A 22786-nucleotide genomic window follows, 5' to 3' on the forward strand; every position below is an offset into this window, starting at 1 on the left:
AAACAAGCAATACGCCGGGCGAAAGGGATCGCCCGGCGTATTGGCCGCCGATCAGTCGTTGGCCTTGGTCACCGGGTAGAAGTCCCAGGCACCGTAGAGGATCATGTTGTCGACATAGCCGTCGATGTTGCTACGGGTGACGACGTAGCCGAAGTCCTCCCACAGGAACTGCGTGGTGGCGTATTCGTAAGACATGTCCTGCAGCTTGGCGTAGATCGGCTCACGCACGGCCGGGTCGTTCGAGGCCCAGGCCTCATCGAGCAGCGGCTTGAACTTCTCCGCCATCAGGTCGCGGTAGCCCTGGCCGACCATGCCGCCGACGAGGCCGGTGGGCGAGAGGTAGTAGGATGCCGCACCGAGCGGGCCGCCCGGATCGGAATAGTCGGGACCCCAGCCCATCACCGTCAGCGGCGCCGCCGGCTTTTCGCGGTTGTTGAGCTTGTCAGAGACGGACGCCCAAGGCAGTGCCTGGATCTGCATCTTGAACTTCGGGTTGATGCGCGACAGGCCCATCTGCAGCGCCGACAGGGCTGCCGTCAGCTGCGGATTGCCCTCGGTCACATAGGCGGTGAAGGTGAAACCGACGTCCCACAGCTTGCCGCCAAAGGCCTTCTTGAAGTGCTCCTCGGCCTTGGCAGGGTCGTAGCTGTAGATGGGTGAATCCGGGCGGTAGCCCATGATGCCGCGCACCGTCGGCCCACGCGACTGCACCGTCTTGCCGAGCAGCACCTGGTTGATCAGCGCGTCGTAGTTCTGGGCGTAGTTGAAGCCCTTGCGCACGTCGATGTCGGCGAAGAAGTCAGGCGGGATGCCTTGACCGTCCAGCTTGCCGCTGCCGATAGCGGGATTGTCGTTGTCGTCGAGCGGCCAGGCGAAAAAGATGCCGCGCGAGAACACCTTCTGCAGGCCGTCAATGACCTTGACGCCTTCGGTCTTGCTGAGCTCGTCGATGAACTCGACGGGAGCCGCGACGAAATCGGCATCGCCCGACAAGAGCTGCAGGCGCCGCGTCGTCCATTCCGGCACCGTGCGCATGACCACGCGCTCGAGCTTGGCCGGACCCTGGAAGTAGTTGTCGAAGCGCTTCAGCGTGATGCGGCGGTCGGTGCGGTCCCATTCCTCGAGCATGAACGGACCGGTGCCGTTTTCCTCGGCGAACAGCGGATTGGCGCCGAGCTCCGGGCGGTAGTGCGCCTTCCAGTTGTCGCCCGAACCGTCCCAGCCGCCGACCGAGGCGACCCATTCCTTGTCCAGGATGGAGGTGCCAAAAGGCAACGCGATGACGCCGAGCGTCGCCGGGAACGACTTCGGCAGCTTGAGCGTGACGTTGTCGCCGTCGACGACGATCTGCTCCGACAGCTGGTCATAGACCTTGCGCAGCGTCTCGGGGCTGGCCTCGGCGAAGGTCTTGACCTTGCCTTCCGTCTCCACCCACTTGGCGATGTCGGTGTATTTGCCCGCCGTGATCACCTCGGTAATCGCGTTCGACATCCAGGACTGGCCCTGCAGGATGGCGCGCAGCAGCGAATAGCGCACGTCATCGGGCGTGATCTGGCCGTAGCCTGGCGCTATCGCCGCCTTCTGGGCGTCGGTCAGCTTGTCGTAATACTCCCAGGTGATCTTGCCGTCGGCGCCCTTGACGCCGACCTTGTGGGCAAAGACGCCCTTGCGGATCGGGAAGGTGTAGCTCACCGAACCGTCGTCGCCCTGCTTGATCAGGCCGTTTTCCAGCGACGGCACCTCCGTCGACAGCGACGGTACGAACTCGGAAATCTTCGAACCGTTGAAGTTGAGCAGGCGGCTGTAGATGTTCAGTGCGCCATAGGAGCTCGGCGTGTTGGCGATGTAGGCCGGATCAAACGACTGGATGTCGTCGGTCCACATGAAGACGAATGTGCCGGGGTTCTTTGTCTCGGCCATGACAGGCGCAGCCGTGACGGCAAGCCCCATGCCCATAGCCAACGCTAAGGCTAGTTTCATCATCGTTCCCTTCTGATGGCGGAGGAAGTTTTCTTCTTCTCGTTACGGAAAGGCTAGAAGAGCGCTTGCCGGTCTGTCCAATGTGTAGATAGGATGGACTATGCAAAACACGCATGAGGGCCGGCATGGAACTGCAATGGCTTGAAGATTTCCTGGAAATAGCCGCGACACGCAATTTCTCGACCGCCGCCACTGCGCGCAACATTTCGCAGCCGGCCTTCAGCCGTCGCATCAAATCGCTGGAAAGCTGGATCGGCGCCGACCTCATCGACCGCAGCACCTATCCGGTGCAGCTGACCCGGGCGGGCAACATGTTCCTGCCCGGCTGTCAGCGGCTGGTGCGCGAGGCCTACCGGTTGCGCACCGACTGCCGCAATGTCGCCGGCGAAAGCTCGGCAATGCTGACCTTCACCTCGCTGCACACGCTGGCGATGTACTTTTTTCCGAAGTGGATCAGCTCGCCGCTGATTTCGCGCATGCCGCTGCGCACCAGCATGCACGCGGCCGATTTTCTCGAAAGCGTCGACCATCTGTGCTCGGGGCAGTGCGACTTCTGCATCACCTATGTCCATCCCGACGGCCCGCCCGTTCTTGAAGGCGGACCTTTTGAATCGTTGCAGATCGGCAAGGACAGGCTTGTTCTGGTCTCGGGAACCGACGAAAACGGCCGCGCCCTGTTCGACATCGACGTGCCCGAAAGCACCGAGATTCCTTACCTCGCCTACTCCTGGAGCGACGGCTACATCGGCAAGCTGGCGACGCTGGTACAGTCGCGCTGGCGCCGCCCGCTCAATCTCAGCACCGTCTACCAGTCGGCGCTTGCCGACGGCCTGAAGCACATGGCAGTCGCCGGGCGCGGCGTCGCCTGGCTGCCGCAGATCTGCGTCGCCGAAGCGATGAAGCAGGGCCAGCTCGTCCAGATCGGCGGCCAGCAGATGGCGCTGGAAATGGAGATCCGCATTTTCCGGCGCGCCGGCGCGGGCAGCCATGACGGCGACGCCCTGTGGCAGCATCTCAAGGAATGCGCCGAACTGCCCCAGTACCGAAGCAGTCTCGATGCCACGCTGGACGCCGCCTGACCGATCGGGATGCCCCGAATGGCTGGTCCGGCTTGCTATGCGAAGACAGGCGATACGATGCGTGATGCGCATAGTTTTGGCCGACCCAATTGCGGCGCCTTGATTTCACTGGCTTTTGCGCCGGCGCGTCACGTCACCGGCCAGACATGACCGCTCCAGGGCGGGCCACTACCCCCTGCCCGCCTATTGACAGGACGCGGCGCCGTTGCGTTCGATGCCCCGACACGACATCTCGTCGTTGAAACCGGGTCCATGCGCCGATGATCCCTGCCAACTCCGCCCCACCCGAACTGCCCGAGGATGTCATCCTGTCGGTTGAGGATCTCGAAGTCTCCTTCGCTGTCCGCTCCCGCGCACCTTTCCGCGCCGTGCGCGGCATCTCCTTCACCATTTCGCGCGGCGAGACGGTGGCGCTGGTCGGCGAGTCCGGCTCGGGCAAGTCGGTGACGGCAATGACGATCATGCGGCTGACCGAATATGATGGTGCCGCCATCACCGGCGGACGGGTACTGATGCGCCTCAAGGACGGCAAGGTCGCCGACCTCGCCAAGCTCTCCGAAAAGCGCGTCGAGGCACTCAGGGGCGCCGAAATTTCGATCGTCTTCCAGGATCCGATGTCGAGCCTGAACCCGGTCTTCACCGTCGGCGACCAGATCGCCGAGGCCGTCGTCCACCATCAGGGCAAGACACCGGAGCAGGCGCGCCAGATCGCGCTCAACACGCTCAAGCTGGTGCGCGTACCCGATGCCGAACGCCGCCTCGACCAGTATCCGCACCAGCTCTCCGGCGGCATGCGCCAGCGCGTGATGATTGCCATCGCGCTCGCCTGCCGGCCGTCGCTGATGATCCTCGACGAGCCGACAACGGCGCTCGACGTGACCATCCAGGCGCAGATCCTCGATCTTGTTCGCGCCTTGCAGCAGGAGATCGGCATGTCGGTATTGTTCATCACCCATGACATGGGCGTCGTCGCCGAGGTCGCCGACCGGGTCTGCGTCATGCTTAAGGGAGAGATCGTCGAGACGGGAACCGTCTACGACGTCTTCGCCAAGCCTAGGCACGCCTATACGCGCGCGCTGATCTCGGCAGTGCCGCGCCTCGGCAGCATGGCCGACAAGGACGCGCCCGAAAAGTTCCCGCTCTTGGTGTTCGAACCGGAGCGCCAGCTCGCCGAGGCAGGCAAATGAACGCATCCTCCCCAATGAAAGAGGTTGGCCGGCCGCTGGTCGAAGTGCGCAACCTGGTCACCCGCTTCGACCTCAAGACCGGCCTGTTCGGCCATGTCTCCGGCCGCGTCCATGCCGTTGAAAACGTCTCCTTCGACATCTTCCCCGGCGAGACACTGGCGCTGGTCGGCGAGTCGGGCTGTGGCAAGTCAACCGTCGCGCGGTCGATCATGCAGCTCGACAAGCCACGCTCCGGCTCGATCCGCTTCGACGGCGTCGAACTTGTCGGCGCGCCGCGGCAAGTGGTGGCGAAGTTTCGACGCCAAGCCCAGATGGTCTTCCAGGACCCGTTCTCCTCGCTCAATCCGCGCATGACCATCGAGCAGTCGCTGATCGACCCGATGCGGGTGCACAAGCTCGGCTCCTTGGAGAGCATGCGGGCCCGCGCTGCCGAGCTGATGGCCAAGGTCGAGCTCGCGCCGGAGCTGCTGGAACGTTACCCGCACGCGTTCTCCGGCGGCCAGCGCCAGCGCATCTGCATTGCCCGCGCCCTTGCCCTCCGCCCGCGCCTGATCGTCGCCGACGAGGCGGTCGCCTCGCTCGACGTCACCATCCAGGCACAGGTCATCAACCTTTTTATGGACTTGCAGCGCGACATGCAGATCGCGCTTTTGTTCATCAGCCACGACATGGCCGTGGTCGAGCGCATCGCCCACCGGGTCGCAGTGATGTATCTCGGCGAGATCGTCGAGATCGGCGACCGCCGCTCGATCTTCGGCAACCCACAGCACCCCTACACGCGCAAGCTTTTGTCGACGGTGCCGATCGCCGATCCGACGCGCCGTCCGGAAGGACGAGTGCCAATGTCGGACGAAATCCCGAGCGCCATGCGCGCACCCGACTTCGTGCCCGTCGAGCTGCCGATGCACCAGATCTCATCCACCCACTACGTAAGACAGGTGGCCGCGGGCTGACGACTGCCTTATCAAGCATTCCCTATTTCAAATCAGAGCATTCCCAACATGACCCCTTCGAACGTGTCGTTGGCGGCCGCCCCTGCGTCCGCCAACACAAGCCCCGACATTGCCGCATCCCAGGCGCAGCTGAAGATCGAGGGCCTTAGGCGCCCGGCAGCGGCGGAACGGCCGACACCCTATGTCGAGGTCGACGAGACGCGCTTGGCCCGCAACATGCAGGCGATGCAGGCCCGCGCCGATGCTGCAGGGCTCGTCATGTTCCCGCACGTCAAGACGCACAAGAGCATCGACCTGGCGAAGCGGCAGCTGGCGCTTGGCGCCCGTGGCATCACCGCCTCCAAGCCAAGCGAGGCACTGGTCTTCGTCGAGGCCGGCATCCCCTCGATCATCGTCGCCTATCCGATCGTCAATGCCGGTTCGCTCGACCGCCTGCTGCCGGCGGTGAAGGCGCACGGCACCGAACTGCGCACGATTGCCGCCAGCGAAATGGGCGTCGACGCGCTCTCCACCGCTGCCGTGCGCCACGGCGTCGACATCGGCGTCTTCCTCAAGGTCGATGTCGGTCTCGGTCGCGTTGGCCTCAAGCCGAACGATCCCGCGGCGATCGCTGTCTGCCAAAAGATCGCCGCAGCACCCGGCCTGCATTTCGCCGGCCTGCTGTCGCATGCCGGCCATTCCTATGCCGCAACCGATTCCGAAAACCTCGCCGCGGTTGCCCGCACCGAGGCTGCAGCACTAACCGGCCTCGCCGCCATGCTGAAGGGCCTGAGCATCGATGTACCCTGCCTGTCGGTCGGGGCGACGCCGACCTGTCTCGGCGCGCCGCTGCAGGCAGTCGACTGCATCCGCCCTGGCAACTACGTCTTCCTCGACGGCACCGCCCTCCGCCTCGGCATCTGCAGTGCCGACGATCTGGCGCTTTCGGTGGTGGCTCGTGTCGTTGCCGCCAACGACACACATTTCATTATCGATGCCGGCTCCAAGACGATGAGCTCCGACCGTGGCGCCCATGGCATGGGCGGCAACGGCTTCGGCATCGTCATCGGCGCCGACGCCGGCAGCGGCGCTGGCGTGTGGACGCTCGAACGCATGTCGGAGGAGCACGGCTTCGTACCCGCGGGAGTTCGCACCCTGCCGCTCGGCAGCCGCGTCAGGGTGTTCCCCAATCACTCCTGCGCCACCATCGCCAATTTCGACAGTTTTGTCCTTCGCCGCGACGAAAGCGAAGTGCTGACGCTGCCGGTCAACGCCCGCAGCTGCCAGACCTGAGCTGACGCGCGAGCGCTCACCTGGGCACCTGGTTCCAATCTCCGGCCGGGCTTGTTACTCTTGCCCGATGAAGGCAATTGCTCTTGCTTCAGCGAGGACCACACTGTTCCTCGCCCTGGCCGCCGCGGCCGGCTGCGTATCCGGGCCAGGCTCGGTCGGACCAGTTGATCCGCTGAAGTACGACGCCATGGCCTGTGCTGAACTCGATGTCGTCATGGGCACCACGGCATCAAGCATTTCGCGCACCGCGATCAGCCGCGGCACCGTCGGCCAGTGGAACGTTCCGGCATGGGCGCCGGGCGGCACCAAGGCCATCACTGCCATCCAGGACAGGCAGACGGCCAGGATCGACGGCCTGCGGCAGGAGCAGGCCGCCATCGACTCTGTCAGAAAGCGCAAATGCCGCTAGGCAATTGCCGCGCAACACGCCGACACTTTCCACCTCTTCCAGCCGCTCGGCATCAACGTTGCCAGACGAATGCCCCTCCGGCGCCGTTCTCATGCAATCGCCCATCCCCAGCGCTACTGCCGGCGGTGCAGCGCATCGGCGAAGCTTCCGTATATCCTGCAATGTCAGAAAAATAACACCATTGATTCGATTTCAGAAAACTGACAATCTTATTTGCAGGAGGAGAACAGATGAGCGGAACGGTACGCCAGCGATTGACGGACAGCCTGCAGAGCGGCGCGGGGGCGAGCCGCGCCATCGCCACCTACATGTTGGCCAATCTCAGCGAACTGCCGTTCGAAACCGCGATGACCGTCGCCGAAAAGGTCGGCGTCAGCGAACTGACGGTCGGGCGTTTCTGCCGCTCGATCGGGTACCAGCACTTCAAGGACCTCAAGGCCGACCTCAAGGTCGACGTCTCCGACAGCCCGTGGCTGATCGGCGACCGGCTGCGAGAGTTCCAAGCGAGCACCCGCGAAGGTGGCGGCGACCTGGCAAGAAGCCTCGAGCTCGAACTCGCCGCCACCGTTCGGGTCTATGAGCTGGTTCGGACGCCGCAATGGTCCGCCGTGGTCAAGCGCCTTGCGACAGTGAACAACGTCTTCATCGCCGGTTTCCAAAGCGAGCGCGGCATCGCCGCGACAATGGCCCACCTGCTCCAGTATGTCAGGGACGGCGTGCATCTCGCCGACCATTCCTCGGGCATTTTTTCCGAGGTGCTGCTCGCCGACCCGAAAGCCTCGGCGCTCGTCATGTTCGACGCGCGCCGCTATTCCCGCCAGGCCGCGCTCCTGGCGCAAAGGTCCCGCGACGCCGGCATGCCGGTGACACTCGTCACCGACCTGTTCTGCGACTGGGCGCATGACTGCACCACAGAGGTCTTTGCAGTACCTTCGGAGATCAACCTGTTCTGGGACACCAACGGGCCGATGCTGACGCTCGTCCACCTGATGGTCAATGGCATCATCGGCGAGCTCGGGCCGGAGGTCGAGCAACGCCTCGACCGGATGTCCGGTCTCTATGGCGATTTCGTCGGCCACGCCGGCCGAAAGACGTAGCACCGACACCGCCACACGATCCACAACGCAACCTTGGGAGGGGTTCATGAACCGTCGCTGGTTCCTATTTTCTGCATCCGCTATTTCGCTTGGCATCGCTGTCGGGCTGTTTTCGCCCGCGCACGCATTGGCGGAAACCGAGGCGGTGATCGTGATCGGGCGTCAGGAGTCGGGCGCCGCCAGCTATGATCCGATCCGCGCCGTCACCCTCAACATGGCCGCCGGGCTGATCTACGACCGCCTCGTCGAGCAGGCGGCCGACCAGTCCTATCATCCGCATCTCGCCAGCTCCTGGGAGGTCAGTCCCGACGGTATGAGCTGGACCTTCGAATTGCGCAAAGACGTGACCTTTACCGACGGCGAGCCGTTCAACGCCCAGACCATCGCCTGGTGGATCCCCAAGTTCAAAGGCACCGAAAACGAATACATGGTCGATGCCATCGAGAGCGTCGAGGTCGTCGCCGACCACACAGTGCGCTTCGTCCTGAAGCGTCCCGAGCCGAACCTGATCTTCAACCTCGCCATGACGAACATGGGCGTCCCGAGCCCGAAGGCCTATGAGGCGGGCGGCCAGGACTACGGCGTGACCGAGGCCGTCGGCACCGGCCCCTACAAGCTCGAGAGCTTCGTCGTCGGCCAGGAAACCGTGCTCGTCGCCAATGAGGACTACAGCTGGGGCAGCGCGCTGACGGAAAACAAAAGCGCGCCGTACATCAAGCGCCTGACCGCGCGCGAAATCCCCGACGCTTCGACCGCCTTCCTCGAACTCAAGACCGGCGGCGTCGACATGCTGCTCGACGTGCCGACCGACTTCCTGCCGCAGCTGAAGGACGAGGCAGACATCGATCTGAGGGAGCTTCCCGGCTATGGCGTGACCCTCGTTACCATCAACACCCAGGCTGCCCCCTTCACCGACATCCGCGTGCGGCAGGCGACAGCACTTGCCATCGACCAGGCCTCGATCCTGAAGAGCGTCTATGGCGGGGTCGGCAAGGAGGCGCACCAGTTCCTGGTCGCCGCACTGGGCGAGGCAAATGTCGATCCGGCACTGCAGATCAGGCATGACCCAGCCAAGGCAGCCAGCCTGCTCGACGAGGCCGGCTGGGCTCGCGGCGCCGACGGTGTTCGTGTCAAGGACGGCAAGCCGCTCAAGGTCAAGCTCTGGGCCCGGGCCGACACCGAATACAAGCGCACGGCCGAGATCATCCAGGCACAGCTCAAGGCCGTCGGCGTGAAAGCCGAGATCACCGTGTTCGACGCCGGCACCTACCGCAGCCAGTTCCTCAAGCCCGAGCGCGAGCTGGTGCTTGCGCCCTATTCCTGGACCAACGCCGACATCCTCGACTGGTTCTTCAGTGCCAAGCGCCTGGATTCCTGGAACCTGTCGATGTGGAACGACCCGAAGTCGGAGGAGCTGCGTGAACTCGCCATGTATGGCTCGAAGTCGTGGGACGAGCGCGTCGTCAACTTCCGGAACTTCCACGGCCAGCTGCTCGCCAATTTCGTCGGTGTACCGGTGCACGAACCGGCCCAGACGATGGTTTTCAACAAGACGAGGCTTTCGGTACCCCAGCCGTTCCGGGCGCCCTACTCGCTCGTCGACGTCAAACCCGCCGACTGACGGCCAGACGTCACCTGAACCGAAAGACGGCATCGGACCATCATGCGGCGCAACAGTGCCGCATGCCTGCCACCGCACGCAGCAATGAAAGACACCGCAATGCACAGCACGGAAAAATCCGCCACCAGCCTCGCAACCACGCTGGAAGACCACCTGAATGCAGAGATGGAGCGCAGCAAGATCCCTGGGCTTGGCGTGGCCATCGTCCGCGACGGGCAGGTCCTGCATATCGGCGGCTACGGCCTGGCCGATGTCGAGCACAACGTGCCCGCATCATCAGACAGCATCTTCCACTCGGGCTCGACCGGCAAGATGTTCACCGCCGCCGCCGTGCTGCTTCTGGTTCAGCAGGGGCGTCTCAAGCTCGACGATCCGGTCAGGCGCTACCTGATCGAGACGCCGGAGAGCTGGGCCGCGATGACGATCCGCCAGCTGCTGACGATGATGAGTGGCCTCGGCAATTTCGGCGATGCCTTTGCGCCGGCGCCGATCGAAGGGAACGTCGTGCCACTCAATCTCTGGCAGGACCACAACGACGCGCAGCTGCTGGCACTGGCCAGCCTGTCGCCTCTGGCCTTCGCGCCCGGCGAAAGCTACCGCTACTCCAACACCAGCTACATCGTGGCATCGCTGATCGTCGCCCGCGTCAGCGGCAAGCCCTATTACACACTGCTGCGCGAACAGCTGTTTGCGCCTGCTGGCATGGCGAGCGCCCGCGACGCAAGCTGGTCCGACATTGTGCCCAACCGCTCGGCAGGCTACAGCCGCGAAAATGGCGAGCTGCGCAACCGGCTTTGGACGGCGCCGACGCTGCTGCGCACCGGCGATGGCGGCCTGTTCTTCTCGCCGCGAGACATCGCGCGCTGGTTCATCGAGCTAGACCGGCCGCAGGTCTTCCGCCCCGATATCGTCGCCGAGATGTTCGAACCAGCGCTGATGCGCGACGGCCGCCCTGCCATTAACGGCTATGCGCTCGGCTGGCAGAATTCCGACGTGCGCGGCCAGCGCAAGATCAGGCATGGCGGCACCTGGTACGGCTTCCGCGCCGAGCTCGCGCGCTTTCCGGCGCAGAATCTGTCGGTCGCTGTGCTCGCCAACGTCGACGACGCCCAGGTCGCACGCATCGCACAGCAGATTGCCGGCATCGTCGACGCCGCCCTGGCGCCATACGAACCGATCGCCGACGCCACGCCGGACCGCACCAAGGCTGACGACGGCCTGATCAGGATGATCGCCGCGCGTCAGGCCCCGCGCGATGCCTTCAGCGACGAAGCCTGGCAGCTATGGAACGATCACTGGTTGGAACAGGTCATCATCGAGAGCGAAGCCGACCTCGGCCCGGCGCCGCTCGAACTCGTCGACGACGACGGCCGTGGCCAGCGGCGCTACCGCCTGCCGACCGGGCGCTATCACATGCACTGGACCGTCGACCGGCAGGCGGACGGCCGCGTCAGCGCGATGCGCTTTCACATGGAATGATCCCCGGGGATCAGCCGGCGTCGCCTCGCGTCCAGTAGGCCGAGGCGATCGTCTGGTCTCGGCCCAGCGACAGATCGCTGCGCCAGTGGTCGCGCACCCGTTTTGCCGCTGCGGCTTCCGCCGCAAACCAGCCGAAGCCTGTTACCTGCTCCGGCCAGGCAACCGACATGACCGCATCGGCGAGGGCGGTGCTCTCGCCGCCTGCTATACCGTTGCGGTACAGCCACTTCACCTCGACCGCGGTCAGATTGTCGATCTGCTGGCGTTCGCCCTCGTCAGCGACTTCGATGAAGGCGATGCCGCGCGTCGTTGCCGGCAGGCTCTCCAGCATCCGCCCGACCGCCGGCAGGGCGGTTTCGTCGGCACCCATGACAAACCAGTCGGCCGGCCTGAGCGGACGTCCGACCGGCCCCAAAATGCCGACCTTGTCACCCTCGCGCGCTGCCGATGCCCAGTTGGAACCGACGCTCTCGCCTTCGTGGATCAAGAAATCGACGTCGAAATGCCCGCCGGCCACTTCCAGCCGGCGTATGGTGTAGACCCGCGATGGTGGGCGCCTGTTTTCGTCGGGCCAAGACACAAGGCCGTTGTTGCCACGCACCGGCCAGACCGGATTCGGCACACTGGCCGTCGGAAACAGCATGCGGATGTGCAGACCGCCAAACGAGGCGAAGCGTTCGAGATTGGGCGCCTTGAGCCGGATGCGCTTCATATGCGGCGTCAGGTCGATCACGTTGACGACGGTCGCCAGGCGGAACTGCTCCAGCTCGCCTTGGCCCGATAGGTCGCCCTGCCAAACGATCTGCGGCTGGCTCTCTCTGGCGTAGAACTCCACCGACGTCGCCATCAAATCCTTGAGCCGGGCCAGGCCGTCGGGATGCGATGACCTGGCCCGCATGATCAGCGCTCCCTTGGGCATCACCAACGAGGCTTCGCCAAAGAGGAAGCGGAAATTGACGGCATCGCCCTCTGCGCTTGCGCTCGCGTCAAAGCTCTCCAGCCGATCGCGGATCTTCTCCAGTTGATCGGGCGAAAGTTGCAGCTGCAGTTGGGCGCGGGATTGAAGGTCGGTCATGTCAGTTCGCTTCCGGTTCGTGTCGCTTCCACCCCCAGGTCGTCCACCTGGCAAATTGCTGGCTGAATGTGCGGGGCCGCACCGAGCTGGCTCGACGGGTACTGTCCGCGTCATGGGCTTGAATATTTAAACTTGAATATGATAGTCAAGTTAAATCGTTGCCGCAGCCTCAGGACAGGACCGACGACATGGACCGTGTAGAGCCCTTCAGCTTACTGGCAGACGCGCAGACCTTGCTCCGGTCGCGCGCCATTGCTCGCGCGGCCCTGCTTTGCCTGCTGCTCGCTGCACTCACCACGCTGGCGCATGCCGGCACGGTCATCGATTCGACTGGACAGATGGTCAGCGTCACCGGCGGCCGAACGCAAGGATCTCTACTCATCCAGTTGATGAATGACGGTTTTGGCCGACCGACGGCGGAGCAGGTGTTTCCGTCCCGGCGTTGAGCACCGCGCCTAAGGCAGCGAATCGGGCGCTGGTCGCGCTCGACGGCGCCCGGATGGCCGGCTGCGGTCCATGCACGGCGGACGCGCTACCCAACTGGCCGGCACGCTCAATCCGGATGAAATGGCTGCGCCGACAAACCGAGCGGATGCGGACTAACTCGTGATGTGACGAAGGAAAACTGCTTGGTCAGGACAACGTAGCGGCCTGCTGGCCACTGTCTCTAACGTGCTGACTTGGTGAAGGAATTTGGTGGAGCCAAGCGGGATCGAACCGCTGACCTCCTGCATGCCATGCAGGCGCTCTCCCAGCTGAGCTATGGCCCCACACCGGCCTTGGCCGGGCGCCGTTTCCGGCGAAGGTCGGCGCGAACTTGTCGTCCGCGCCGGTGTTGTTGGGCGGCTTCTAGCGCCGCATTCGACCATTGGCAAGCCTTGATCGAAACCTTTTTTCGGTTTCCCGAAAAGCCGTGTCAGATCTCGTCGTCGTCGTCGCCGACGCCGATCATGTCGGAGACGTCGTCGTCTTCCTCTTCCTCGTCGGCGAGGAACGTGTCGTCGTCATCGTCGCCCAGGTCGACATCATCGTCGTCCAGATCCGGCAGGTCGTCGCCGCCCTTGGCCTCGTCGTCGGCGTCCTCCAGGGACACGACCTCTGCGCCTTCATCCTCGGCGTCGAGCTCCTTGGCGTCGGCTTCCTCTTCCTCTTCCATGATGGCGGCGATCTTGCCATCGTCGAAGTAGGAGCGCGGATAGGCCTTGCCGGTGTAGGGCGAGACGATCGGGTCCTTGTTCAGATCATAGAATTTACGTCCCGTTTCCGGGTCGACACGTTTGGTGCCAAGTTCGGGTTTTGCCACGTCAGGCCTCGTCTTGTCGCTTTTTGGACCCCTTAGCCGCAGTTTGGGGCGCTGTCAAAGCCAAATCCCCCGGCAGGGGCGATGGGGGATGACCGTTGCGGCAATCGATGCTACGACACCGCCGCAATCATTGGGAAAGCCCGGTTTCGCAGGGCGTCCCGCACGAGGAACCACCATGTCGCATCAAGCTGTGCCGCAGCCGGCCATCGCCCGGAAGTCGAAATCCCTGTCTGGAACCGCCCGCGTTCCTGGAGACAAGTCGATTTCGCACCGCTCCTTCATGTTTGGCGGCCTGGCTTCCGGCGAAACCCGCATCACCGGCCTGCTCGAGGGCGAGGACGTGATGCGCACCGGCGACGCGATGAAGGCAATGGGCGCCCATATCGAGAAGCATGGCGACGAATGGGTCATCAAGGGCACCGGCAACGGCGCGCTCCTGCAGGCCGAGGCGCCGCTCGACTTCGGCAATGCCGGCACCGGCTCGCGCCTGACCATGGGCCTCGTCGGCACCTATGACATGGAAACCACCTTCATTGGCGACGCCTCGCTGTCGGGCCGGCCGATGGGCCGCGTGCTCGATCCGCTACGCCAGATGGGCGTGCAGGTGCTGAATGCCGCCCCCGGCGACCGCATGCCGCTGACGCTGCGCGGCCCGCGGCAGGCCGCTCCGATCAGCTACCGCGTGCCGATGGCCTCCGCCCAGGTCAAGTCGGCCGTGCTGCTTGCCGGCCTCAACACGCCCGGCATCACCACCGTCATCGAGCCGGTGATGACCCGCGACCACACCGAAAAGATGCTCAAGGGCTTCGGCGCCAACATCGAGGTCCAGACCGACGAGCAGGGCGTCCGCCACATCTTCATCGAAGGCCAGGGCAAGCTCACAGGCCAGATCATCGCAGTGCCGGGCGACCCGTCCTCGGCCGGTTTCCCGCTGGTGGCGGCGCTGATCGTGCCGGGCTCCGACATCACCATCGAAAACGTGCTGATGAACCCGACCCGCACCGGCCTGATCACCACGCTGATCGAGATGGGCGGGTCGATCGAGATCCTCAACCGCCGCAATGCCGGCGGCGAGGACGTCGCCGATTTGCGCGTCCGCGGCTCCGAGCTCAAGGGCGTCAAGGTCCCGGCCGAACGCGCGCCGTCAATGATCGACGAATACCCGGTCCTCGCCGTCGCCGCCTGCTTCGCCGAGGGCGAAACGCTGATGCAGGGGCTGGAAGAGCTGCGGGTCAAGGAATCCGACCGCCTGGCAGCGGTTGCCCGCGGACTCGAAGCCAATGGCGCCGACTGCACCGAAGGCGAGACAACGCTGTCCGTCCGCGGCGTGCCCGGCGGCAAGGGCCTCGGCGGCGGCACCGTCAAGACCCATCTCGACCACCGTATCGCCATGAGCTTCCTGGTCATGGGCCTGGCTGCCGAAAAGCCCGTCACCGTCGACGACCAGGCGATGATCGCAACCAGCTTCCCCGAGTTCATGGGCCTGATGGCAAATCTGGGTGCAGAGATCGAATAAGCCCCCTAAGTTCGGCAGGACCAACGAGGAGCGAGCCTATGTCTGACAAAGTAGCAATGATCGTCGGCGGCGGCAGCGGCATGGGTGCCGCGGCGGCGCGCAAGCTGGCAGCAGACGGCTATTCGGTCGCCGTCCTGTCGTCCTCCGGCAAGGGCGAGGCCTTGGCCAAGGAGCTCGGCGGGCTCGGCTTCACCGGGTCCAACCAGTCGAACGACGACCTCAAGCGCTTCGTCGACCTGGCGATGGAAAAGTGGGGCCGCATCGACGTGCTGGTCAACGGCGCAGGCCACGGCCCGCGGGCGCCGCTGCTGGAGATCACCGACGAGCAGTGGCACACCGGCATCGACGTCTATTTCATGAATGTCGTGCGCGCGACGCGCCTCGTTGCGCCTGTCATGGTTGCCCAGAAGGGCGGCGCCATCGTCAACATCTCGACCGCCTGGGTCGGCGAACCAGCGGCGATGTTCCCGACATCGGCCGTGGCGCGCGCCGGCCTCGCCGCCTACACCAAGCTCTTCGCCGACCAGTACGCCCAGCACAATGTCCGCATGAACAATGTGCTGCCGGGCTGGATCGACAGCCTGCCGCAGACCGACGAGCGCCGCGACGGCGTGCCGATGCAGCGCTACGGCACCTCCCAGGAGATCGCCGCGACGATTGCCTTCCTTGCCTCGGAGGGCGCCGCCTACATCACCGGGCAGAGCCTGAAGGTCGATGGCGGCCTGATGCGCGGCGTCTGACCAGGAGTTCGGGTCAGGACATGCCTGCTTCCATCACCATCGCCATCGACGGTCCGGCCGGCGCCGGCAAAGGTACGCTCGCCCGCCGGCTCGCCGACTACTACCACCTGGCGCTGCTCGACACCGGGCTGACCTATCGCGCCGTCGCCCACATGCTGCTTGAGAAGGGCTGGCCGCTCAACGACGTCGCCCACGCCATCGAGGCGGCAAGGCTGGTCGATCTCGGCCATCTCGACCGCAAGGTGCTGTCGGCGCATGCCGTCGGCGACGCGGCGTCGAAGGTCGCGGTCATCCCCGAGGTGCGCAAGATTCTTGTCGACAAGCAGCGTGACTTCGCACGCGCGCCGCAAGGTGCCGTGCTCGACGGCCGCGACATCGGCACAGTGGTCTGCCCCGACGCCGAAGTGAAGCTCTATGTCACCGCCAGCGCCGAGGTCCGCGCCCAGCGCCGGCTCGCCGAGATCGAGGCCAATGGCGGCAGCGCCGATTTCACCGGGATTCTCGCTGATATCGTCCGCCGTGACGAGCGCGACACCGGCCGCGCCGACTCCCCGCTCAGGCCCGCCGACGACGCGCACTTGCTCGATACGTCAGAAATGGATATAGAAGCCGCGTTTTCCGCAGCTAGGGATATCGTTGATCGGGCCCTTGGCAGTTGAAGGCACGGCTGAAGCCTCAGGGCTTCGCTACTTAACCGACCTGTCCGCATTCTTCTTGCGCCGATTTGCCGCTTTGGGCGGCCAAGGGCTTATTGCCCGGGATGTTGGCAGGTCAACGCAACGCTAACCCACGGCGCCGCTCCCGCTAGACGGGACGCACCAGGAGATCCAATGTCACAAGCTAATCCCTCCCGCGACGATTTCGCGAGCCTGCTCGAAGAGTCCTTCTCGGACGGTCATTCGGGCGAAGGCCAGGTCGTCAAGGGCATCGTCACGGCCATCGAAAAAGACATGGCCATCATCGACGTCGGCCTGAAGGTCGAAGGTCGCGTTCCGCTGAAGGAATTCGGCGCCAAGGCCAAGGACGGCTCGCTCAAGGTCGGCGACACCGTCGAGGTTTATGTCGAGCGCATCGAAAACGCGCTTGGCGAAGCCATGCTGTCGCGCGACAAGGCTCGCCGCGAAGAGAGCTGGGTCAAGCTCGAAGAGAAGTTCACCAAGGGTGAGCGCGTCGAAGGCGTCATCTTCAACCAGGTCAAGGGCGGCTTCACCGTCGATCTGGACGGCGCCGTTGCCTTCCTGCCGCGTTCGCAGGTCGACATCCGTCCGATCCGCGACGTCACCCCGCTCATGCACAACCCGCAGCCCTTCGAGATCCTCAAGATGGATCGCCGTCGTGGCAACATCGTCGTGTCGCGCCGCACTGTTCTCGAAGAGAGCCGTGCAGAGCAGCGCTCCGAGATCGTCCAGAACCTCGAAGAGGGTCAGGTTGTCGAGGGCGTGGTCAAGAACATCACCGACTACGGTGCGTTCGTTGACCTCGGCGGCATCGACGGCCTGCTGCACGTCACCGACATGGCCTGGCGCCGCGTCAACCATCCGACCGAAATCCTCAACATCGGTCAGACGGTCAAGGTGCAGATCATCCGCATCAACCAGGAAACCCACCGCATCTCGCTCGGCATGAAGCAGCTCGAGTCGGATCCGTGGTCGGACATCGGCACCAAGTTCCCGATCGGCAAGAAGATCACCGGCACCGTCACGAACATCACCGACTACGGTGCGTTCGTCGAGCTCGAGCCGGGCATCGAAGGCCTCATCCACGTTTCGGAAATGTCGTGGACCAAGAAGAACGTGCACCCCGGCAAGATCCTGTCGACCACCCAGCAGGTCGACGTGGTCGTGCTCGAAGTGGATCCGGCCAAGCGCCGCATCTCGCTCGGCCTCAAGCAGACGCTCGAGAATCCGTGGGAAGCTTTCGCCCGTAACCACCCGGTCGGCACCGAAGTCGAAGGCGAAGTCAAGAACAAGACCGAATTCGGCCTGTTCATCGGTCTCGACGGCGACGTCGACGGCATGGTGCACCTGTCCGACCTCGACTGGAACCGTCCGGGCGAGCAGGTCATCGAAGAGTACAACCGTGGCGACATGGTCAAGGCTCAGGTTCTCGACGTCGACATCGAGAAGGAGCGCATCTCGCTCGGCATCAAGCAGCTCGGCAAGGACGCCGTCGGTGAAGCTTCGACCTCTGGCGAACTGCGCAAGAACGCCGTCGTCACCTGCGAAGTGATCGCGATCAAGGATGGTGGCCTCGAAGTCCGTCTTGTCGAGAGCGGCATCGAGACCTTCATCAAGCGCGCCGACCTGTCCCGCGACCGTGACGAGCAGCGCCCTGAGCGCTTCGTCGTCGGCCAGAAGGTTGACGCCCGCGTCATCGCTTTCGACAAGAAGACCCGCAAGCTGCAGGTCTCGATCAAGGCGCTGGAAATCGCCGAAGAGAAGGAAGCAGTCGCTCAGTACGGCTCGACCGACTCCGGCGCTTCGCTCGGCGACATCCTCGGCGCAGCCCTGAAGAACCGCAACAACTGAGCCAACAGCTCATTGTCGTGAACTGAATGACCCCGCCGGAGCGATCCGGTGGGGTTTTTCTTTGTCTGATTGTCGTCGCCGGCCAGAAGTGATGCCGGAATGCTTCACGGCTCATCCGAATGCTTCCCGGCCCGGCATGATCGGCTTGTCCAAGGTTGCCGTGACAGGGAATTGCTGCGCATTAATCGCAGACTTGCCGCCCGCGTTCAGAGCCTGCCCATGCCCAGTTTGCGTTTTCTGACCGTCTTTTTCGTGTTGCTGGTCCTCTCAGGCTGCGGCGGCCGGGCCGTGCTTGGGCTCAATGACGGCAAGCAGGGCGAATCCGCTTCCGTCGTCCAGATCTATGTCTCGACAATGCGCGCCCGCTCGAATGACCTGTCGTTGCCCTATTCGGCGGAACGCGCCAAGCAGCTCGACTTCGCAAAGTTCGAGATCGGCATCCCAAGGACCCATGTCGCCGGCGAGGTCGAAAGCACGAGCCGCACGCCGAGCCCGGAACGCAATTTCATCGCCCGCACCTTCCAGCCCTATGACGACAAGACGCAGTTCGTCGCCGCCCTCGACGCCGACCTGATGCGACGTCCCGAGGCCGAGCGCGAGATCTTCATCTTCGTGCACGGCTACAACAACAACTTCGCCGACAGCATCTTCCGCAACACCCAGATCGTCCACGACTACGAGGTCAAGGCGGTGGCGTTGCATTACGCCTGGCCGTCGGCCGGGTCGCTGCCGCTCTATGTCTACGACCGCGACAGCGCCGCATACAGCCGCGACGGCCTTGCCGACACCATCGAGATCGCCGCCCGCACCAAGGCCAAGCGCATCGTGCTCGTCGGCCACTCGATGGGCAGCTATGTGGTGATGGAGGCGCTGCGCAGCCTGTCGCTGAGCGGCCGCGGCAAATACATCAACCGCATCAACGGCCTGGTGCTTGCGGCACCCGATATCGACATCGACGTCTTCCAGAGCCAGCTGCGCGATATTGACGACCTGCCCGACCCGTTCATGATCCTGGTTTCGAAGCGCGACAAGGCGCTCAACCTGTCGGGCGGGCTAACTGGCGGCCATCCACGCGTCGGCAGCGGCGCCGACGTCGCAGCCCTCCAGGCCGAGAACATAACCGTGCTCGACACCTCCAACCTCGACGGCGGCAGCCATGGCGTCTTCGCCAGTTCGCCGACGCTGATGGCGTTGACGACCTCGGGCGGACTGATGAACGACGTCACCGACAGGGGCGAGGGCGCGCCGGCCGAGACGATCCTGGCCGACGGCGGCCAGGTCATCAAGGGCGCTGCTTCGCTGGTCATCTACCTGCCGGCCAAACTGCTTGGCGTACCCAATGGCGGCCTGCTGACACAGTAGGCGCGGCCACCATTCTGCTCGCGGCCTGACTTCGTTGCAGGCGATTGTGCCTACGCGCGGCCGTAGATCTCTGCCACCGTGCCGCTGGTGACCTGATTGGCCGGCGATGCCAGCTGCGCGATCGTAACAGCAGCCGCTTCGAGGCTGACCCATTTGGCGAAATCCGCCTTGGGCATCGCATCGCGATTGGCCTTGGTGTCGAGCGTCGACGGCGCCACGGCGTTGACCAGGATGTCGGCGCCCTTCAACTCCTCGGCCAGCGCCAGGGTCAGCGCCGCAACAGCTGCCTTGCTTACGGCATAAGCGGCCATGCCGCCGCCCTTGCGCGGCTCGATGCCGGCGCGGGCCGAAACGTTGACGATGCGCCCGCCAGCCTGGCCCGCAATCATTGCGCGCGCCGCCGCACGGCAGCACAGGAAGGCGGTCTTGGCGTTGATGTCCATCATCTGGTCGAACTGGGTCGGATCGACCTTGTCGATGGAGGCCATGTCGAAGCCACCGGCGGAATGGAGCGAAGCCCACAGGCCCGGAATGGCGTCGTAGAAAGCATCCACGGCTTTGGCGTCGGTCAAGTCGACGCTGGTGGCGACATGGACGCGATCATGACCGGCAAACTCGAACCCGTCAGGAGCCTTGGCCCGGCTGATCGGCAAGTGGCAGATGGCGCCCTCGGCCAGCAGGTGCCTGGCAACCGCTGCCCCCAGCGCACCGGTCGCGCCGGTAACCACCACATGCCGGCCTTCGAAATTCTTGGTCATGATCAACTCCCGTAGTGGGCCGCGACGCAGCCTATTCTACGGTGACTTCTATCAGACAGGGTTTTCCCGTCGAGCGGGCCTTCTTGAGCGCCACACCCAGCAGGTCGACACTCTGCAATCGCTCCGCCTCAAGCCCATAGGCCTGCGCGATCAGCACGAAATCCGGCGGCACCGGCGACACGCCAACGGGTTCGACCCCAGCGTCGAGCATCGAGGTCTCGATCTCGCGATAACCGCGGTTGTTCCAGACGACGAAGATGACGGGTGCTGCCGCATCGAGCGCAGCACCCAGCTCCGGCAGAGTGAACTGGAATCCGCCATCGCCGCTGAGACAGACGACTGGCGCATCGGGGACGGCAAGGGCTGCGCCGATCGCCGCCGGCGGCCCGAAGCCGAGTGCGCCATAGCCCGTCGCGGCGTTGAACCAACCGCCCGGCCGGTCATGGTCGTAATAGAGATTGGCGGCATAGACCGGCTGGGTGGAATCGCCGACGATCATCGCGCCCGGCAAGGCGTCGCGGATCACTTCAACGGCCTTGACCTGCGCCTGCATCGCCGGACCGATCTCCGTCCAGGCGCTTTCCCGCGCTGCCCGGGCGCGCGCCGCACCATCGGCCTTGCGCGCGTCGCCGACATCGTCCCCTATCCTCGCCAGCGCTGCCGCCGCATCGGCCCGGATCGAAACCGGTGCCGGGCGCCGTCCCAGCTGCATCTCGTCTATGTCGATGCGGATCAGCTTCTCCGGCATCACGAAGCCGCCGTCGCCATACATGTCGTAGTCGGTCGGGCCGAATTCGGTGCCGACGGCGATCACAAGATCGGCGTCGGCCATCAGCGCGCGCACAGCCTTGAGGCTCGGGCTTGCCGGCACGTTGAGCTCGTGCCCGTGCATCAGCCCGCGTCCATTGGCCGTGGTCACAACAGGCGCATCGAGCCTTGCCGCCAGGGCCGCAAGTTCGGCTCCGGCCCGCCGCGCCCCGCCGCCGGCAAGGATCAGCGGCCGTTTCGCGGCACTGATCAGCTGCCTGGCCTCGGCGATGACGCGTTCGCCCGGAACATGCGCGGCGCCACGCTTCGGCAACTGCCGCAAACCGTCCGCCGGCAAGGCCATGACATCGAGCGGAATCTCGATATGCACCGGCCCCGGGCGCCGCGTCGCAAAGATCTCGAAGGCCTTGCCAATCGCACCGGGCAGTTCGGCCGCCTCGGTCACCCGCCGCGACGACAGCGCCACCTTCTCCATCATGCCACGCTGGTCGGGCAGCTCATGCAGGAAGCCCAGCCCCTTGCCGAGCGAGCCAAGCGCGTTGACGCCAGAGATGACCAGCATGGGCACAGAATCGGCGCGTGCCTGGGCCATGGCGGTGATGGTGTTGGTCAGGCCGGGGCCGGTGATGACAAAGGCGACGCCCGGGCGGCCCGAAGCACGGGCATAACCGTCGGCCATGAAACCGGCACCCTGCTCATGGCGCGGCGTGACGTGGCGAATGCTTGAGCGCGCCAGCCCGCGATAGAGTTCGATCGTGTGCACACCGGGAATGCCGAACACCGTGTCGACGCCATGCGCCTCCAGAAGCCCGATGAGCGCTTCGCCGATCGTCGTCATGCCACGTCTCCCTGTCGCAAGCTCAATCCCAGCATCGCCTCGACCGAGCCGATGCCGATCTCCGCCAGTTCGCCGCTGGCAAACATGTCGCCGGCGAGACAACCCTCCACCCACAAACCATCGATGATCGCATTGATGGCGATGGCGTGACGGCGCAATTCGCCTTCGCTCGCCTTCCGGCCGACATCGGCCAGCACCTTGGCCACCAGCGCCTCGACCTCGTCACGGAAGCCGAGATAACCGGCCCTGTGCGCCACGCCCAATGCCGGGTCGGAGCCGGCCCGGCCGATGAAGCTCGCCCACAATGAGAACGTCCTGGCGTCGATGACCGGCGGCACCAGGCTGGCACCGACGAAGGCGGCGAGCCTCAGCCTCGGTTCCTCCTCGACGGTTGCAAGCGCTGTCTTGGCGAGTTCGGTCATGCGTCCCATGATCGTCGCATAGGCTGCCTGCAGCAGCTCTTCCTTGCCCGGGAAATAGTGCCTGATCAGGCCTGCGGTGACGCCGGCGCGCAGAGCAATCGCCCTGACGGTGGCACCCTGCAGGCCGTTTTCGGCGACGCAATCCAGCGTCGCCTCGATCAGGTCCTGCCGCCGGCGCTCCTCGCCTTCGCGGCGGAATTTTCTCCGCGCAGCGACTGCCATGTCCACCTTCGCGTCTTGAGAAAAATCGCCGAAGCCGGCTTTTCGCAATATTTATACACTTGCATAACAACGTCGCAAGTGCCGTAATGGGCCGCATAAGAAGCGGGAAATGGCGCCGTTGACGCCGCAAGGCAGAAGGGTCCACTCTCCCCGCCCAGGGGAACATCGCGACGCGAC

18 protein-coding genes, 1 tRNA gene and 1 pseudogene are annotated in these 22786 nt (G+C 64.5%); 13 read left to right on the plus strand and 7 right to left on the minus strand.

The features are described from left to right. Positions 1–51: 51 nt before the first annotated feature. The gene (locus tag H5P29_RS03970) at positions 52–1983 is read right to left on the minus strand and encodes an ABC transporter substrate-binding protein (RefSeq protein ID WP_246670768.1); all 1932 of its coding nucleotides are present in this window, start codon (positions 1981–1983) and stop codon (positions 52–54) included. A gap of 122 nt (positions 1984–2105) precedes the next feature. Between H5P29_RS03970 and H5P29_RS03975 the strand changes: the two genes are divergently transcribed. From H5P29_RS03975 to H5P29_RS04010, 7 genes and pseudogenes are all read left to right on the plus strand, one after another. After that, complete coding sequence (locus H5P29_RS03975; protein WP_067965860.1) at positions 2106–3059, plus strand: LysR family transcriptional regulator; 954 nt, start codon at positions 2106–2108, stop codon at positions 3057–3059. 260 nt (positions 3060–3319) lie between these two features. Further along, a pseudogene (locus H5P29_RS32900) lies at positions 3320–5199 on the plus strand (ABC transporter ATP-binding protein). Positions 5200–5247: 48 nt separating this feature from the next. Next, a complete protein-coding gene (locus tag H5P29_RS03990) occupies positions 5248–6471 on the plus strand; it encodes an alanine racemase (RefSeq protein ID WP_154385234.1) in 1224 nt (407 codons plus the stop codon). A 67-nt stretch (positions 6472–6538) separates the two neighbouring features. Further along, entirely contained in the window at positions 6539–6880 is a 342-nt protein-coding gene (locus H5P29_RS03995; RefSeq protein WP_067955578.1) for a hypothetical protein, read from the plus strand. A gap of 230 nt (positions 6881–7110) precedes the next feature. Continuing rightward, positions 7111–7977 carry a MurR/RpiR family transcriptional regulator gene (locus H5P29_RS04000; protein WP_154385235.1) on the plus strand — a complete coding sequence of 289 codons (867 nt, stop codon included), beginning with the start codon at positions 7111–7113 and terminating at the stop codon, positions 7975–7977. A gap of 46 nt (positions 7978–8023) precedes the next feature. Next, the gene (locus H5P29_RS04005) at positions 8024–9598 is read left to right on the plus strand and encodes an ABC transporter substrate-binding protein (RefSeq protein ID WP_067955581.1); all 1575 of its coding nucleotides are present in this window, start codon (positions 8024–8026) and stop codon (positions 9596–9598) included. A 99-nt stretch (positions 9599–9697) separates the two neighbouring features. Next, positions 9698–11077 (plus strand): serine hydrolase, encoded by a 1380-nt coding sequence (locus tag H5P29_RS04010; RefSeq protein ID WP_154385236.1) that lies wholly within the window; start codon positions 9698–9700, stop codon positions 11075–11077. 10 nt (positions 11078–11087) lie between these two features. On the opposite strand, the gene H5P29_RS04015 is transcribed toward H5P29_RS04010, so the two are convergent. After that, positions 11088–12152: a siderophore-interacting protein gene (locus tag H5P29_RS04015; RefSeq protein ID WP_154385237.1), complete on the minus strand. Its 1065-nt coding sequence runs from the start codon at positions 12150–12152 to the stop codon at positions 11088–11090. 188 nt (positions 12153–12340) lie between these two features. Here H5P29_RS04015 and H5P29_RS04020 point away from each other — a divergent pair, with 188 nt between their 5' ends. After that, positions 12341–12598, plus strand: coding sequence for a hypothetical protein (locus H5P29_RS04020; RefSeq protein WP_154385238.1), 258 nt, complete (start codon positions 12341–12343; stop codon positions 12596–12598). A gap of 248 nt (positions 12599–12846) precedes the next feature. Here the strand turns inward: H5P29_RS04020 and H5P29_RS04025 are convergent. Together H5P29_RS04025 and H5P29_RS04030 are read right to left on the minus strand one after the other, a co-directional pair. Further along, positions 12847–12922: transfer RNA gene (locus H5P29_RS04025), tRNA-Ala, on the minus strand. 146 nt (positions 12923–13068) lie between these two features. After that, positions 13069–13455, minus strand: a complete 387-nt coding sequence (locus H5P29_RS04030; protein WP_067955590.1) for a TIGR02300 family protein — start codon at positions 13453–13455, stop codon at positions 13069–13071. Positions 13456–13630: 175 nt separating this feature from the next. Between H5P29_RS04030 and aroA the strand changes: the two genes are divergently transcribed. The 5 genes from aroA (at position 13631) to H5P29_RS04055 (ending at position 19601) form a co-directional block, all read left to right on the plus strand. Continuing rightward, positions 13631–14971 carry a 3-phosphoshikimate 1-carboxyvinyltransferase gene (aroA, locus tag H5P29_RS04035; protein WP_154385240.1) on the plus strand — a complete coding sequence of 447 codons (1341 nt, stop codon included), beginning with the start codon at positions 13631–13633 and terminating at the stop codon, positions 14969–14971. A gap of 38 nt (positions 14972–15009) precedes the next feature. Further along, a complete protein-coding gene (locus H5P29_RS04040; RefSeq protein ID WP_154385241.1) occupies positions 15010–15711 on the plus strand; it encodes an SDR family oxidoreductase in 702 nt (233 codons plus the stop codon). A 20-nt stretch (positions 15712–15731) separates the two neighbouring features. Beyond that, positions 15732–16370, plus strand: coding sequence for a (d)CMP kinase (gene cmk, locus H5P29_RS04045; protein WP_154385242.1), 639 nt, complete (start codon positions 15732–15734; stop codon positions 16368–16370). Between the two features lie 171 nt (positions 16371–16541). Then, on the plus strand, positions 16542–18239 hold the full coding sequence (gene rpsA / locus H5P29_RS04050) for a 30S ribosomal protein S1 (RefSeq protein ID WP_067955598.1): 1698 nt from the start codon (positions 16542–16544) through the stop codon (positions 18237–18239). Between the two features lie 219 nt (positions 18240–18458). After that, positions 18459–19601, plus strand: coding sequence for an alpha/beta hydrolase (locus H5P29_RS04055; protein ID WP_154385243.1), 1143 nt, complete (start codon positions 18459–18461; stop codon positions 19599–19601). A gap of 50 nt (positions 19602–19651) precedes the next feature. On the opposite strand, the gene H5P29_RS04060 is transcribed toward H5P29_RS04055, so the two are convergent. Genes H5P29_RS04060 through H5P29_RS04070 form a run of 3 tightly spaced genes read right to left on the minus strand, consistent with a single transcriptional unit; the run spans position 19652 to position 22609 of the window. Further along, on the minus strand, positions 19652–20359 hold the full coding sequence (locus H5P29_RS04060; RefSeq protein WP_067955601.1) for an SDR family NAD(P)-dependent oxidoreductase: 708 nt from the start codon (positions 20357–20359) through the stop codon (positions 19652–19654). Positions 20360–20390: 31 nt separating this feature from the next. Next, entirely contained in the window at positions 20391–21965 is a 1575-nt protein-coding gene (locus H5P29_RS04065; RefSeq protein ID WP_154385244.1) for a 5-guanidino-2-oxopentanoate decarboxylase, read from the minus strand. Further along, positions 21962–22609 carry a TetR family transcriptional regulator C-terminal domain-containing protein gene (locus H5P29_RS04070; protein ID WP_067955605.1) on the minus strand — a complete coding sequence of 216 codons (648 nt, stop codon included), beginning with the start codon at positions 22607–22609 and terminating at the stop codon, positions 21962–21964. Before H5P29_RS04070 ends, H5P29_RS04065 begins: the two co-directional genes overlap by 4 nt. Positions 22610–22786 lie beyond the last annotated feature (177 nt).

This window comes from Aminobacter sp. MDW-2 (assembly GCF_014250155.1).
Lineage (GTDB): Bacteria > Pseudomonadota > Alphaproteobacteria > Rhizobiales > Rhizobiaceae > Aminobacter > Aminobacter ciceronei.